This is a genomic window from Nonomuraea monospora (assembly GCF_039531895.1).
Taxonomy (GTDB): Bacteria; Actinomycetota; Actinomycetes; order Streptosporangiales; family Streptosporangiaceae; genus Nonomuraea; species Nonomuraea monospora.
The window spans coordinates 56,411-70,474 of sequence record NZ_BAAAQX010000031.1; the positions used below are offsets into that span (position 1 = coordinate 56,411).

The window sequence follows — 14,064 nt, forward strand, 5'->3', positions numbered from 1 at the left end:
CTTAGAGTGACAATCTTGGGGTTGGCTTGGGGTTGTCAGGTGGTTCCGGACAGGCGTTCGACGCCGCGCAGCAGCGCCGAGTGGTCGAGGTCGCCGTCGCCGACCGCGTTCGCCGACGCGACGAGCTGGGCCACCAGCGCGCCGAGCGGCAGCACGACCCCGGCCTCGCGGGCGGCCGTGGTGACGATGCCCAGGTCCTTGTGGTGCAGGGCGAGGCGGAAGCCCGGCTCGAAGGAGTGTCCGACCAGGTTGGCGCGCTTCTGCGCGAGCACGGCCGAGCCCGCTAGGCCGCCGCCGAGCACGTCCAGCGCCGCCTCCAGATCCACCCCGTACGCCCGCAGGAACACCACCGCCTCCGCCAGCGCCTCGATGTTGGCCGCCACGATGAGCTGGTTGGCGGCCTTGACCGTCTGGCCGGAGCCGCTCGGGCCGACGTGCACGACGGTCCTGCCGACCGCCTCGAAGACCGGCCCCGCCGCCTCGAACGCGTCGGCCTCGCCGCCGACCATGATCGACAGGGTCGCGTTCTTCGCGCCCGCCTCACCGCCCGAGACGGGCGCGTCCAGGTAGCGCAGGCCGCGGCGGGCCGCCTCCTCGGCCAGGTCGCGCGTGACGTCCGGGCGGATCGAGGAGAAGTCGATGATCAGGGTGCCGGGGGCGGCATGCTCGAAGACACCGTCCCGGCCGGTCAGCACGTCCTGGACGTCGGGCGAGTCGGGCACCATCAGCGCGACCACCTCCGCGCCCGTCACGGCGTCGGCGATCGACTCCGCCACCCGGCCGCCCGCCTCCGCCAGCGGCCGGGCCTTCTCTGGGGTGCGGTTGTAGCCGGACACGGCGTGTCCCGCCTTGACCAGGTGGACGGCCATGGGGCTGCCCATGATGCCGAGGCCGATGAAGGCGATGGCGGTCACGTCGAGGTTCCTTCCAGGTGGTGATGGTCGAGGGTCGATGGCCGGGGCCGGTTGGCGGGGGTCATGCGGGCGTGCGGTGTTCTCTGGGGAGCCAGGCGAACGCGTCCTCGCCCTTCGCCTGGTACTCCAGGCCTACGTGGCCGTCGTACCCGGCGGCGTGCAGGTCGTCGAGCCACTGCCGCAGCGGCAGGTCGCCGCTCCCCGGCGCGCCTCTGCCTGGCGCGTCAGCTATCTGTACGTGTGCGATGCGGGAGCCGTACCGTTCGATGACATTCGGCACGTCGTCCCCGTTGACGGACAGGTGGTAGAGGTCGGCGAGCAGCCCCGCGCCGGGCACCCGATCGAGCACCGCCACCGCGTCGGCGGCCGTCAGCAGCGGGTAGCGGGGCGCGCCGCTGACCGGTTCGAGCAGGACGGTGCCCTGCACTCCCGCCACGCAGGCCGCCAGCATCTCGACGGCCAGCTCGTCCTGCTCCCGGGCGTCGGAGTCCGGGACGCGGTTGCCGTACAGGGCGTTGAAGGCGCGGCAGCCCAGGCGCTCGCCGATCGCCGCCACCACGGGGATGTTGTCGAGCAGCTCGCGCGAGCGGCCCGGCCACGACACCACGCCGCGGTCGCCGCCGGGCATGTCGCCGGCGAAGAAGTTGAGGCCGGTGAGGCGGACGCCCGCGTCCTCCACTGCCTGGACGAACGTGTCCACCTCGCGGTCACCCGGCACCGCCACCGGCCACGGCCACCAGAACTCCACGGCCGCGAACCCGTCGGCCGCCGCCGCGGCGGGGCGTTCGAGGAGGGGGAGGTCCGTATAGAGGATGGAGCAGTTGACGGTCCACTTGGTCACGCGCGGGCACCTTCCGATGGTTGGCGAGGTCGGGGCCGATCAGGGTCCGGGCCGATCATGGTCCGGCGGGGTCACGGACCAGCCCTTCACGATCCGATCCCTTGCGGTCCGGCCGGTCGCGGCGGAGTCCGTGCGTCCGACCGGCACGGCGAGCTCGACGCTATCGCGCGCCCGCTCCAGACCACCGCCACCGACGCCTCGGATGAGGCGCGAAATATTGTCATACACGCCTACAAGGCCGACAAGAGGCGGGTGTGTCGCAAGGGCAACATGAAGCCGCAGCGGGTCTATGATGTTGGAAAGTAAAGCGGCGGGAGGTCGGGCATGCGGATGTCCCAGTGGGCCCAGGACACGTTCGGGCAGCGCGTTCCCCTGATCAGACAGGGCGTGGCCGAGGCGCTGTCGGTGGCGCTGGAGAACGCGCTCGACGCGCAGAAGGTGGCGCAGACCGATCACCTGCACCCGTTCGGGTTCACGCTCATGTCGCGCAAGTTCGAGGCGCTGGCCGAGGCCTTCGAGGACCTGGGCGACGTGCACGTCGTCAAGCCCGGCGGCTCCCAGCACGAGCTGGTGGTGCTCGACGGCAAGCTGCTGTTCCCGTTCCGCTACGCCAAAGACCGTTCGATCAACGTGATGAGCGCTCGCATCGGCGACGGGCGGCCGTCCGCGCTGGTGCAGGCGCTGTTCAACCGGTTCGGGCCCGAGCCGCGGATGCGGCAGCTCGCGCTGCAGGACGTCGCGCCGCACGCCGTCCCGGTCGCCGAGGCGCTGGGCGACCTGCCGGAGGACACCCGGCTGGTGCTCATCGCGTACGCCTGCAACGCGCACGCCGGGCTGCTCGACGCCTGGTGGGGCGAGGCTGAGCTGCTCGACCGGACCGGCAGCCTGCGCTGGCACCACTGCGAGGAGATCCCGCTGGTCCAGGAGAGCGCGGCGCCGGTCCGGCGTGTGGGCGAGGCGGCGGCGTTCGACCAGGGCGTGCCGCCCGCGCCCGCGCTCAACCCGCGCACGGGCGCCGGCCGGCTCGCGGTGCCGGTCAGCGAGCAGCTCCCGTTCGGGCCAGAAGCCGCCAGCGGTGCGTGACTCCGGCACGGGCCACCAGCCGCCAACAGCTCACGACCACGGCACCGGCCCGCAGCCGCCGACGGTGCACGACTCCAGCACGGGCCATGAGCCACCAGCAGGTTCCAGCACCAGCGCCGGCACTGGCACCGGCATCGGCCCGCAGTCGCCGACGGTGCACGACGTCGGCACGGGTCAGAAGCCGCCGGCGAGCCCCAGCACCGGCATGGAGCAGCAGCCGGCGGCGGGGCGGGGGTCCGGCGTGGGGGTGCGGTCGTCGCGGGAGGCGAGCGGGATGGGTGCGAGGGCGGGTGGGCCGAGCCCGCAGGCGGTCGCCGACGCGTTCGACGCCACCCGCCTCACCCAGGCACGCCACTTGGCCGCGCTCACCAAGAAGGAGGTCGCCGAGCACCTCGGCGTCTCCCCCGCCGCCGTCGGCCAGTACGAGTCCGGCGTCACCCGGCCGCGCCCCGACCTGATCCCCAGGCTGGCCGAGGTGCTGGCGGTGCCGATGGCGTTCTTCCTGCCGGGGCGGCCCCACGGCAAGCTCGACGGGTCCATGGCGCACTTCCGCAGCCTCCGCTCCACGCGTGCCTACCAGCGGGCCAAGGCCGTGGCGTTCGTGGAGCAGGTGTGGGAGCTCACGTACGCGCTGGAGAAGCGCGTCCAGCTGCCCCTCGTCGACCTGCCGGGGTTCGCGGGCGGCGAGATGCACTCCGACCTGCCGCGCGACCCGGCGGGCGCGGCCCGGGCGCTACGCGCCCACTGGGGGCTGGGCACCGGCCCGATCGGGCACCTCGTACGGCGCATGGAGTCGCACGGCATCGTCGTGGCCTTCCCGCGCCACGACCCCGACGCGGTCACCGTCGACGCCTTCTCCACCTCCAGCCTGCCGCGGCCGATCGTGGTGCTGACGCCCAACCGGTTCGACGACATCTACCGGCACCGCTTCACCGCCGCCCACGAGCTGGGACATCTGGTGCTGCACGGCGACACGGCGGCGGGTGACACGCAGCAGGAGCGGGAGGCGGACGCGTTCGCGGCCGAGTTCCTGACGCCGCGCGACAGCATCCTGCCTCAGCTTCCGCTTCGGGCGGATCTGCGGCGGTTGGCGGAGTTGCGGCTGACGTGGGGGGTTTCGGTGGACTCGCTGCTTTATCGGTGCAGGGAGACGGGGCTGCTGTCCGACTCCGCCGCCGGGCGGGCCTATCAGCGGCTGGCTGCGTTGCGGGAGCAGCCTGGGTTCACGAATGAGCCGGTGTCCGGGTATCCGGGGGAGCAGCCTGTGTTGCTGGCTCAGGCGTTTGAGCTGGCTGGGCGGGAGAGTGGGTTGAGCGCCGCGATGTTGGCGCAGGAGTTGGCTTGGCCCATCGCGCGGGTACGTGAGTTGATCGGGCTGCCGGATCGACGGCCTTCGCTCAAGCTCGTTCCCTGACCCGGGGGCACGCCTGGGACGGCGGGAACGCGACGAAGGGCGGGGTGGCGGGGGTCAGTGCGGTTGAGGGCGTGGGCTGGCGGTCAGGGTGAGGCTGCCTGGTAGGGCGGCGACGGCCTCGCGGAAGCGGGCGGCGAGATCCGGTAGGGACGGTGGATCCCCCGCCTCGGCCGCCCATCCGCCGGCCGCGACCCGCCAGGCCGCCACCAGCATGTCCCCCGCCAGCCGCGTACGCGGGTCGTCGGGCAGATCAAGCCGCCGGTGCAGCACCTCCACCACGGTCCCCAGGGTGCTCTCGCAGAAGTGCAGGTTGTGCGCGTCCATCGAGGACGTCTCCTGCGACAGCCGGTAGCTCAGCACCGCCCGGCCCGTCCAAGCCTCGTCGGCGACCCGGTCCAGCGCGGCCAGCAGCGTCGCCTCCATGAGCTGCACCAGCGGACGCCCATCCGCCGGGACCGTCTCCAGCTCCTCCAGGAAGGCCCGCCACATGTCGTGCAGCGGCGCCATCGCCACGTCCTCCTTGCCGGCGAAGTACCGGAAGAACGTGCGTTTGGAGACCTCCACCTCCTCGCAGAGCTCGTCCAGCGTGACCCCGTTGAAGCCGCGGCTGGTGAACAGGGCGAGGGCGGTGTCGATCAGGGCCTGCCTGGTGCGGAGCTTCTTGCGTTCCCGGAGCGGGGGTGGGGCGGTGGTCATGAGGAGCAGTGTATTCGAGGAGCGAAGGCCACTTGCGCGCTTTTGCCACTGAGTGGCATAAAGGAGGGGTTGCTGCTGTTCCGGGAGAAAGGCGCCTTCTTGTGCGTGCTTTGCTGATCGACCATTCGACCGCCTCCGGCCTGCTCCTCGGCGAGGCGCCCGACCCGGTGCCTGAGCCGCACCAGGCGCTGGTCCGGGTGCATGCCACCTCGCTCAACTTCGGCGAGGTCAAGCACGGCATCGGCGGCTCCGCGGAAGGTGCCGTGCTCGGCTGGGACGCCGCCGGGGTGGTCGAGCGTGCCGCCGCCGACGGGTCAGGACCGGCCGAGGGCACTCCCGTGATCACCGTTGGGCTCGACGGGGCGTGGGCGGAGTTGCGGGCCGTGGACACCTCGACGCTCGGCGTCGTACCCGAGGGGGCCGATCTCGGGGCGATCAGCACCGTCCCGGTGGCGGGGGCCAGCGCCGTGCGGGCGCTGCGCAGGATCGGGCCGCTGCTGGGCAGGCGGGTGCTGGTCACGGGGGCGACAGGCGGTGTCGGACGGTACGCCGTGCAGCTCGCCCGCCGCGCCGGCGCCCACGTCATCGCCTCGACCGGAGACCCGGCGCGGCACGGCGACGGGTTGCGCGCTCTGGGTGCTCACGAGGTGGTGGCGCACCCCGGGGAGGCCGGTGGTCCGGTGGACGGGGTGGTGGACAACGTGGGCGGGCCTCAGCTCGTGGCCGCGTTCGACAAGCTGGCGCCGCACGGGACGCTCGTCGCCGTCGGTCATGGGACGGGTGAGGCGGAGACGTTCCCGTTCGGGGCGCTGTTCGGGAACGAGGGGCGGCACGATCGGTCTCTCGTCACGTTCTACCTGCTGGACGGCGGGGATCTGGTGCCCGATCTGACCTGGCTGGCCGGGCGGGTGGCCGACGGTGACCTCGATCCCGGCATCTCGTGGCGGGGTGGGTGGGAGCGGGCGGACGAGGCCGTCGCCGCCCTGGTGGAGGGCCGGTTGCACGGTAAGGCGGTGCTCGACGTCCGATGACGCGGTAAGGCGGTGCTCGACGTCCGATGACGCGGCGGGGCGGTCGCGCGGGCAAGGGGGCGCTCGATGTCGGATGACGCGGCGGGCCGAGCGGCGCGTGAGCCTTGGCGGGGCGGTCGTGGGGCGAGGTAGTGGACGACGGCTTGACCTGAAGCAAAGTTGAGGTTGCAGGCTCGTAGGCAAGCACCGCGACCTACGAGGAGAACATCATGCGCGCCGTCGTCCTGCACACCTTCGGCCCCGCCGAGAACCTGTCCTATGAGACCGTCCCCGACCCCGAGCCCGGCCCCGGCCAGGTGCGCATCGCCGTCAAGGCGGCCGGGGTGCACTTCGTGGAGGCCCTCCTGCGTTCCGGCCGGGCCAGCGACTCGCTGCCGCCTCGGCCCGAGCTGCCGACGATCTTCGGCGGCGAGGTGTCCGGCCTGGTGGACGCGGTCGGCCCCGGGGTGGACGCCGCCTGGATCGGCCGTGAGGTGGTGACGGCGGGCGGCCGGCCCGGCGGGTACGCGGAGCTGGCCGTGGCCGACGTGGAGAGTGTGCACCGGCTGCCCGCCGGCCTGAGCCACGAGGCCGCCGTATCGATGATCGTCACCGGTGTCACGACGCTCCAGTTCCTGGACGTGGCCGAGCTGACCGCGTCCGACGTCGTCCTGGTGACCTCGGCGGCGGGCGGGATCGGGCGGCTCATCATCCAGTACGCCCGCCGCCTCGGCGCCAAGGTGATCGGCGCGGCGGGCGGGCCCGCCAAGGTGGCGGCGGTCCGCGAGCTGGGCGCCGACTTCGCCGTGGACTATGACAAGCCGTCCTGGCAGGAGGAGGTCGCCTCGTGGCTGGGCGGCAGGAAGGTCACCGCCCTGCTGGACGGGGTGGGCGGCGACAAGGCGCGGGCGGCGTTCGAGCTGCTGGCGGACGGCGGCCGGTACGTCACCATCGGCAACGCCTCCCAGGGCGACTTCGCGCCGGACGCCGCAACGGTCGAGGAGCGCGGGCTGACCGTGACGAACGCCCTGCTGCTGCTGATCGGCCGGCCGGAGGAGCGTCCGGCGTACGAGGTCAAGGCGCTGGCGGCGGCGGCCGACGGCACGCTGGTGCCGGACGTGCAGGTGTTCCCGCTGTCGCAGGCCGCCGCGGCCCACGCGGCGCTGGAGGCCAGGCAGACGACGGGCAAGGTCGTCCTCGTGCCATGACCGAGAAGCCGTGACCGAGAAGCCGTGACCGAGAAGCCGTGACCGAGAAGCCCTGACTGAGAAGCCGTGACCCGCCCCAGGAAGCCGCGACCCGCCCCAGGAACGGGACTTCCCGCTCAATAGGGTGCGAGATATGGCGGATCGGACAATGCACCCGGGGACCCCTGACTGCCGCAGCGCCGGACGCTACCTGTGGTGGCTCGTCACCCAGCAGCGCGGCCGGGTCATCGCGGGCGCCACCCTGGGCACGGCGTGGATGGTCACCCTGACGCTGCCGCCGTACTTCCTGTCCCGCGCCATCGACGACGGCCTGGCCACCGGACGCTACCCCGTCCTGGCCGGCTGGGTCGCCGCCGTGTTCGGCATCGGCGTGCTGAACGCCTGGCTGGCCATCATGCGGCACCGGACGATGACCCGGGTGCGCATGGACGCCGCCTTCCGTTCCGTCCAGGTGGTGGCGTTGCAGGCGACGCGCCTGGGCGCGGCGCTGCCGCGCAAGGTGACGGCCGGAGAGGTGGTCACGATCGGGTTCGGCGACGCCGCCATGATGAGCGGCACCCTCACCGTCACCGGGCCCGGCGTCGGCGCGGTGCTCGCCTACGCCGTCGTGGCAGGACTCCTGCTGACCGTCTCCCCGCTGCTGGCCGCCGTGGTGCTGCTCGGCGTGCCACTGCTCGTCGTACTGCTCGGCCCCCTCTTGGGACGGCTGCGCGGCGCGGAGACCGCCTACCGGATCCGACAGGGCGACCTCGCCGCACGCTTCGCCGACATCGCGGGCGGGCTGCGCGTGCTGAACGGCATCGGCGGCAAGGACGTGTACGCCGCCCGCTACCGTCAGGGCTCCCAGGAGCTGCGGGAGCAGGGGTACCGCGTGGGAGCGGTGACGAGCTGGATCCACGCCCTCGGGGTCGGGCTGCCCACCCTGTTCCTGGGCGCGGTGACGTGGCTGGCCGCCCGGATGGCCGTGCAGGGGGACATCACCGTCGGCGAGCTGGTCGCCGTGTACGGGTACGCCGCCGTGCTCGTGGTTCCCGTCGCGTTCTTCGTCGAGGGCGGCTACGACATCGGGCGCGGCCTCGTCGCCGCCCGCAGGGTCGTGCACTTCCTGACCCTCAAGCCCGGCCGTCCGGACGGCCGCCTCGACGCCCCCGCCTCGCCCGCCCCCTTGCGCGACCCGGAGTCCGGCGTCGAGATCCCGCCCGGCGCGCTTACCGCGCTGGTCAGTGCGCGTCCGGCGGAGACGGTGGCGGTGCTGGACCGGCTGGGCGGGTTCGCGGCGTCCGAGGTGACGTGGGGCGGGGTGCGGCTCGGCGACATCGACCCTGCCCAGGTGCGGGAACGGATCCTGGTCGCCGACAACGAGGCCGACCTGTTCGCGGGCACCTTGCGCACAGTCATCGCGGGCCGCAGAACCCCATCGGCGGACGCCACCGTCACGCGGGCCGGACACACGGCCATGGCGGACGAAGCCATCACACGGGCTGAGCACACGGCCATGGCCGACGAAGCCATCGCGCAGGCCGGACACACGGCCGTGGCGGACGAGGCCGTCATGCGGGCCCGACACACGGCCATGGCGGACGAAGCCGTCATGCGGGCGGTGCATGCGGCCATGGCGGACGACGTCGTCCAGGCACTCCCCCACGGGCTGGACGCGCCCATCGCCGCCCAGGGCCGTAACCTGTCGGGCGGGCAGCGGCAGCGGCTGCGGCTGGCCCGCGCGCTGCTGGCCGACCCGGAGATCCTGCTGGCCGCCGAGCCCACCTCCGCCCTGGACGCCCACACGGAGGCGACGGTGGCGGCCCGGTTGCGGGCGGCCCGTGCCGGGCGGACGACGGCGGTGGCCACCACCTCGCCGCTCGTCCTGGATCGGGCGGACCTCGTGCACTACCTGGTGGACGGCGTGGTGGCGGCCTCGGGCACCCACCACGACCTGCTGCGGGACCAGCCCGGTTACCACGCACTGGTCTCACGCGGCACGGATGACGACGACGACAACGGCACAGAAGCCGACGACTCCGGCCGTGACCGCGCTGGCGGCCGTGGCAGTGGCGGCGATGGCGATGGCCGTGGCGGTGGCGGCGATGGCCGTGGCGGTGGCGGCGATGGCCGTGGCAGTGGCCGTGGCGGCGATGGCCGTGGTGGTGGCGGTGGCGAAGGCGAAGGCAGTGGCGGCGACGGAAGTGGTGGCGTCGCGACCGAGGAGCGGGTCGGATGAGCGCCGCCAGCCCACAACCAACCGCCGCCAGCCCGCACCCAACCGCCGCCCCCCGAGGCGGCCTGCCCATCGCCGAGCCCAAGCGGACCCGCCGCGCCGCCCTCCGCCTGATCCGCCTCGACGCCCGCACCTTCACCGCCATGCTCACCCTCAACGCCCTCGCCGCCATCGCCGGCCTGGCAGCACCCTGGCTACTGGGCCGCATCATCGACGAGGTCAAGGCGGGCGCCACCCTGACCACGGTGGACCGCCTGGCCCTGGCCATCCTGGTCTGCGCCGTGGCCCAGCTCATCCTGTCCAGGTACGCGAGCTACGTCGGCCACCGCTTCGGCGAACGCACCCTGGCCCGCATCAGGGAACAGTTCACGGACCGGGCCCTGGCCCTGCCGTCCTCGTCGGTCGAGCGGGCCGGCACGGGCGACCTGACCACGCGGGGCACCACCGACGTGGCCTCCGTCGGGGCGACGCTGCGTGACGCGGGGCCTGATGTGGCGATCTCGGCGGTGCGGGCGGTGTTCGTGCTGGTGGCGGTCTTCGTGCTGGATCCGCGGCTGGGCGCGTGCGGGCTGCTGAGCCTGGTGGGCATCTGGTTCGCGTCCCGGTGGTACCTGAGGCGGGCGGTGACGGCGTACCTGGATGAGGGTTCGGCGAACTCGGCGCTGGCCGAGGAGTTGGCCTCGACCACGGGGGGCGCCCGCACGATGGAGGCGCTGCGCCTGGAGGAGCGCCGCATCGACGCCTGCCAGGACGCGATCGAGGAGTGCCGGCGGACCCGGTTGAAGACGCTGGGGCTGCGCAGTGTGCTGTTCCCGGTGGTGGACGTCTCGCACGTGCTGCCGGTCACGGCCGTCCTGCTGCTGGGCGGGGCGCTGCTGATGCGGGAGCCGAGCGCCGTGACGCTGGGCACGGTGGTGGCCGCGGCGCTCTATCTGACGCAGCTCGCCGCGCCGCTCAACACGATCCTGGAGCAGCTCGAAAGCCTGCAGAGCAGCACCGCCTCGTTCGCCCGCGTGGAGGGCCTGGCCGTGACCGCCAAGCCGGCTGAGGACTCCCCCGTGCCGGCCGACGACCGCATCGAGGTGTCGGGGGTGCGTTTCGCCTACGAGGGCGGCCCGGACGTCCTGCACGGGGTGGATCTGCGGGTGCGTCCGGGTGAGCGGCTGGCGATCGTCGGCCCGTCGGGCGCGGGCAAGACGACGCTCGGCCGGCTGCTGGCGGGCATGGACGCGCCGAGGACGGGCTCCGTCACGGTGGGCGGCGTCCCGGTGGCCGACCTGGGCCCGGCCCAGCTCCGCGAGCGCGTCATCCTGGTCACGCAGGAGCACCACGTGTTCCTCGGCACCGTGCGCGACAACCTGCGGATGGCCGCCCCCTCCGCCACGGACGCGGAGCTGCGCGCGGCCCTGGCTGCGGTGGGCGCGGACTGGATCGACGACCTGCCCGACGGCCTGGACACCGGCCTCGGCCACGGCGCCCACCACCCGGACGGCGCGCAGGCGCAGCAACTGGCACTGGCCCGCGTGGTGCTGGCCGACCCGCACACGCTGATCCTCGACGAGGCGACCGCACTGCTGGACCCGCGTACGGCCCGGCACACGGAGCGCGCGCTGGCGGCGGTGCTGCGGGGCCGCACGGTCATCGCCATCGCGCACCGGCTGCAGACCGCGCACGACGCGGACCGGGTGGCGGTGATGCAGGACGGGCGGCTCACGGAGCTGGGGACGCACGACGAGCTGGTGGCGGCCGAGGGGACGTACGCGGCTCTGTGGCACTCGTGGCATGGACGTTAAGGGCTGAAAAATATCTTCGCAAAGATCTCGCCCGCGAAGGAAAACGTTGAGACGCTGATCGCACGTACGCACCCCCCAGTCCCGAGGAGTGGTCCATGCGCAGACTACTGGCGATCTCCCTGGTCGCCGTGCTCCCGTTAAGCAACATCAGCGCAGCTCACGCCCAGGAGCCCGCCGACCGGCAACAGGCGTTCGCGGCCGCCGCCGCGGAGTTCCAGGTGCCGCAGAGCGTGCTGCTCGGCGTCTCCTACCTGGAGTCCCGCTGGGACGCCCACGCCGGGCAGCCCTCCAGCGACGCCGGGTTCGGCCCCATGCACCTGACCGACGCCGCCGCGTTCACCGGCGGCAACCACCACCACGAGGGCGAGGAGGATGCCCGCGGTGACGACGGCCGCCCGCTGCCCGCTCCCCCAGAATCCCCCGCAGAACAGCCCGACGTCCCCGCCTCCCTGCGCACGATGGAGCGGGCCGCGGCGCTGACCGGTGAGAGCCACGAGAAGCTGCGCACCGACGACGCCGCCAACATCCGCGGCGGCGCGGCGCTGCTGGCCGACTACCAGAAGGCGCTCGGCGCGCCGCTCAGCGACGACCCGGGCGAGTGGTACGGCGCGGTCGCCCGCTACTCGGGCGCCGAGGAGGCGGGAGCGGCCAAGTACTTCGCCGACGAGGTCTTCTCGGTCATCGAGCAGGGCGTCACCAGGACCACCGACGACGGCGAGCGGGTCGCGCTCCCGGCCGTGCCCGGCCTGGACAAGATCGAGAAGTGGCTGGAGAAGCTGGGCCTGCGCCCGCCGCGCACCGACGGCGTGGAGTGCCCCGCCTCGATCTCCTGCGAGTGGATCCCGGCCGCCTACCAGGAGCTGCCGGACAACGACTACGGCCACTACGACCTGGCGAACCGCCCGTTCAGCCAGAAGGTCGACTACATCATCATCCACGACATGGAGGGATATTTCCTCCCGTCCATCCGCCTCAACCAGGACCCGAACTACGGCGCGAGCTGGCACTACTCGCTGCGCTCAGCCGACGGCCACATCGCCCAGCACATCAAGACCAAGGACGTCGGCTGGCAGGCCGGCAACTGGTACATCAACGCCAAGTCCATCGGTCTCGAACACGAGGGCTTCCTGGCCGAGGGCGGCACCTGGTACACCGAGGCGATGTACCGGTCGAGCGCCCGCCTGGTCCGCTACCTGGCGCTCAAGCACGGCGTGCCGATGGACCGCGCCCATATCCTGGGCCACGACAACGTGCCCGGCACCCTGCCGACGACCGTGCGCGGCATGCACGAGGACCCGGGGCCGTTCTGGGACTGGGCGCACTACTTCCAGCTCATGGGCGCCCCGCTGCACGCCTTCGGCAGCCCCGGATCGGGCTCCGTCATGATCAAGCCGGACTTCGCCACGAACAAGCCGTACTTCTACGGCTGCGACCGCAAGAACCCGTCGGCCGCCTGCCCGCCGCTGCCCGCGAGCACCGTGTGGCTGCGCACGGAGCCCCGCGCGGACGCGCCGCTGGTCAAGGACATCGGCAAGCACCCGACCGGCGACTCCCTCTACAGCGTCTACGACCACAGCGCCCGCGCCACCACCGGACAGCGCTACGCCGTGGCCGAGCGCCAGGGCGACTGGACGGCCATCTGGTACCTGGGGCAGAAGGCCTGGTTCCACAACCCGGCTGACGCGCCGACGGCGGTGCCGTCCATGGGGCTGGTGGTCACGCCGAAGCCGGGCAAGGCGACCGTCCCGGTGTACGGCAGGGCGTACCCGGAGCAGGAGGCTTACCCGGAGGGCATCCCGTACCAGGCGGTGACGCCGCTGCAGTACACGTTCTCGGCGGGCGAGAAGTACACGCTCGCGGGACCCGCCGCCACCGAGTACTACCGCGCGGTCACCTTCAACCTGGAGGACCACAAAGTGGTCCGCGGCAAGACGAAGTACCTGGAGATCCAGTTCGGGCACCGCGTGATGTTCGTCAAGGCTGACGACGTGCAGGTGACGTTCTCCGGGTGAACTCCTTGACGGCGCGCCTGGTGCTCGCCAGCGCCTCCTGAGAGGAGTCGAAGGTGCGCTGGGCGACGCCGACGAACACGCAGTCGACCACGAGGAGCTGGCTGATCCGGCTGGCCAGGGCGCCGGGACGGAACTCCGTCTCGCGCCCGGCCGAGATCAGCACGTGCTCGGCCAGCTCCGCGATGGTCGAACGAGGGTTGTTGGTGATCGCCACCGTGGTGGCCCCGGCCTCCTTGGCCCGGCTCAGCGGCTCGATCACGTCGGGGGTCTCGCCGGAGGTGCTGATGCCGATGGCGACGTCGCCCTCGCGCAGCAGCACCGCGCTGGTCAGCGCCAGGTGCGCGTCCTGGAAGGCGTGGCTGGACAGGCCGATGCGCAGCAGCTTCTGGGCGACGTCCTCGGCGACGAGGCCGGAGGCGCCGACCCCGAAGGCGTCGATCCGCCGGGCGCCGACGATGGCGTCCACGACCAGGCCGAGCCGCTCGGAGGTGAGCTGGGCGACGGTGTCGTTGATCGCCTCGGACTCGGCTCTGGCCACCTTCTGGATGACCTCCGACAGGGGGTCGTCGGGGGCCAGGTCGCCGGGCACCAGCCGGTCGGGCTGCGCGGCGGCGGCGGCAAGGGCCAGCCGGAGCTGGGGGTATCCGGCGAAGCCGAGCAGCCTCGCGGTGCGCACGATCGTGGCCTCGCTGGTGCCGGAGGCGGCCGAGAGCTCCGTGATGGTGCTCCTGGCGACGGTCGCCGGATCCTCCAGGATGAGCCGGGCGACGGTCTGGGCGGCAGGCGTCAGGGACGGCAGCACACCGCGGACCGTGGCCACCAGAGTGTCGGCCCGCAGGCCGCTGTCGTCCACCATGCCGATTATGCCGCCTTTTTCC

At 72.7% G+C, this 14,064-nt stretch carries 11 protein-coding genes; 7 read left to right on the forward strand and 4 right to left on the reverse strand.

Annotated features, from left to right (window positions below):
* Window positions 1-35 precede the first annotated feature (35 nt).
* A complete protein-coding gene (locus tag ABD331_RS42840) occupies window positions 36-914 on the reverse strand; it encodes a 2-hydroxy-3-oxopropionate reductase (protein WP_344488380.1) in 879 nt (292 codons plus the stop codon).
* A gap of 61 nt (window positions 915-975) precedes the next feature.
* Complete coding sequence (locus tag ABD331_RS42845; protein ID WP_344488382.1) at window positions 976-1,755, reverse strand: hydroxypyruvate isomerase family protein; 780 nt, start codon at window positions 1,753-1,755, stop codon at window positions 976-978.
* Window positions 1,756-2,079: 324 nt separating this feature from the next.
* Between ABD331_RS42845 and ABD331_RS42850 the strand changes: the two genes are divergently transcribed.
* Both ABD331_RS42850 and ABD331_RS42855 read left to right on the forward strand, forming a co-directional pair.
* On the forward strand, window positions 2,080-2,838 hold the full coding sequence (locus tag ABD331_RS42850) for a hypothetical protein (protein WP_344488384.1): 759 nt from the start codon (window positions 2,080-2,082) through the stop codon (window positions 2,836-2,838).
* Window positions 2,831-4,252 (forward strand): helix-turn-helix domain-containing protein, encoded by a 1,422-nt coding sequence (locus ABD331_RS42855; RefSeq protein WP_344488386.1) that lies wholly within the window; start codon window positions 2,831-2,833, stop codon window positions 4,250-4,252. The genes ABD331_RS42850 and ABD331_RS42855 overlap by 8 nt, the downstream gene beginning before the upstream one ends.
* A gap of 54 nt (window positions 4,253-4,306) precedes the next feature.
* Here the strand turns inward: ABD331_RS42855 and ABD331_RS42860 are convergent, their stop codons facing one another.
* Window positions 4,307-4,948, reverse strand: coding sequence for a TetR/AcrR family transcriptional regulator (locus tag ABD331_RS42860; protein ID WP_344488388.1), 642 nt, complete (start codon window positions 4,946-4,948; stop codon window positions 4,307-4,309).
* Window positions 4,949-5,049: 101 nt separating this feature from the next.
* Between ABD331_RS42860 and ABD331_RS42865 the strand changes: the two genes are divergently transcribed.
* The 5 genes from ABD331_RS42865 (at window position 5,050) to ABD331_RS42885 (ending at window position 13,186) form a co-directional block, all read left to right on the forward strand.
* A complete protein-coding gene (locus tag ABD331_RS42865; protein ID WP_344488390.1) occupies window positions 5,050-5,979 on the forward strand; it encodes a zinc-binding dehydrogenase in 930 nt (309 codons plus the stop codon).
* Between the two features lie 209 nt (window positions 5,980-6,188).
* Window positions 6,189-7,166 carry a zinc-binding dehydrogenase gene (locus ABD331_RS42870; RefSeq protein WP_344488392.1) on the forward strand — a complete coding sequence of 326 codons (978 nt, stop codon included), beginning with the start codon at window positions 6,189-6,191 and terminating at the stop codon, window positions 7,164-7,166.
* Between the two features lie 133 nt (window positions 7,167-7,299).
* Window positions 7,300-9,384: an ABC transporter transmembrane domain-containing protein gene (locus ABD331_RS42875; protein ID WP_344488394.1), complete on the forward strand. Its 2,085-nt coding sequence runs from the start codon at window positions 7,300-7,302 to the stop codon at window positions 9,382-9,384.
* Window positions 9,381-11,174 carry an ABC transporter ATP-binding protein gene (locus ABD331_RS42880; RefSeq protein WP_344488396.1) on the forward strand — a complete coding sequence of 598 codons (1,794 nt, stop codon included), beginning with the start codon at window positions 9,381-9,383 and terminating at the stop codon, window positions 11,172-11,174. The genes ABD331_RS42875 and ABD331_RS42880 overlap by 4 nt, the downstream gene beginning before the upstream one ends.
* A 95-nt stretch (window positions 11,175-11,269) precedes the next feature.
* Window positions 11,270-13,186, forward strand: a complete 1,917-nt coding sequence (locus tag ABD331_RS42885; protein ID WP_344488398.1) for an N-acetylmuramoyl-L-alanine amidase — start codon at window positions 11,270-11,272, stop codon at window positions 13,184-13,186.
* Here ABD331_RS42885 and ABD331_RS42890 read toward each other — a convergent pair.
* On the reverse strand, window positions 13,149-14,042 hold the full coding sequence (locus tag ABD331_RS42890; RefSeq protein WP_187414544.1) for a MurR/RpiR family transcriptional regulator: 894 nt from the start codon (window positions 14,040-14,042) through the stop codon (window positions 13,149-13,151). The genes ABD331_RS42885 and ABD331_RS42890 overlap by 38 nt on opposite strands.
* Window positions 14,043-14,064: the final 22 nt, after the last annotated feature.

What these genes read in the sequence shown, in the direction of transcription:
- ABD331_RS42850 (WP_344488384.1), top strand. Translation starts at nt 2,080, where the DNA reads ATGCGGATGTCCCAGTGGGCCCAGGACACGTTCGGGCAGCGCGTTCCC.
- ABD331_RS42860 (WP_344488388.1), bottom strand. Translation starts at nt 4,948, where the DNA reads ATGACCACCGCCCCACCCCCGCTCCGGGAACGCAAGAAGCTCCGCACC.
- ABD331_RS42880 (WP_344488396.1), top strand. Translation starts at nt 9,381, where the DNA reads ATGAGCGCCGCCAGCCCACAACCAACCGCCGCCAGCCCGCACCCAACC.
- ABD331_RS42885 (WP_344488398.1), top strand. Translation starts at nt 11,270, where the DNA reads ATGCGCAGACTACTGGCGATCTCCCTGGTCGCCGTGCTCCCGTTAAGC.
- ABD331_RS42890 (WP_187414544.1), bottom strand. Translation starts at nt 14,042, where the DNA reads ATGGTGGACGACAGCGGCCTGCGGGCCGACACTCTGGTGGCCACGGTC.
- ABD331_RS42870 (WP_344488392.1), top strand. Translation starts at nt 6,189, where the DNA reads ATGCGCGCCGTCGTCCTGCACACCTTCGGCCCCGCCGAGAACCTGTCC.
- ABD331_RS42875 (WP_344488394.1), top strand. Translation starts at nt 7,300, where the DNA reads ATGGCGGATCGGACAATGCACCCGGGGACCCCTGACTGCCGCAGCGCC.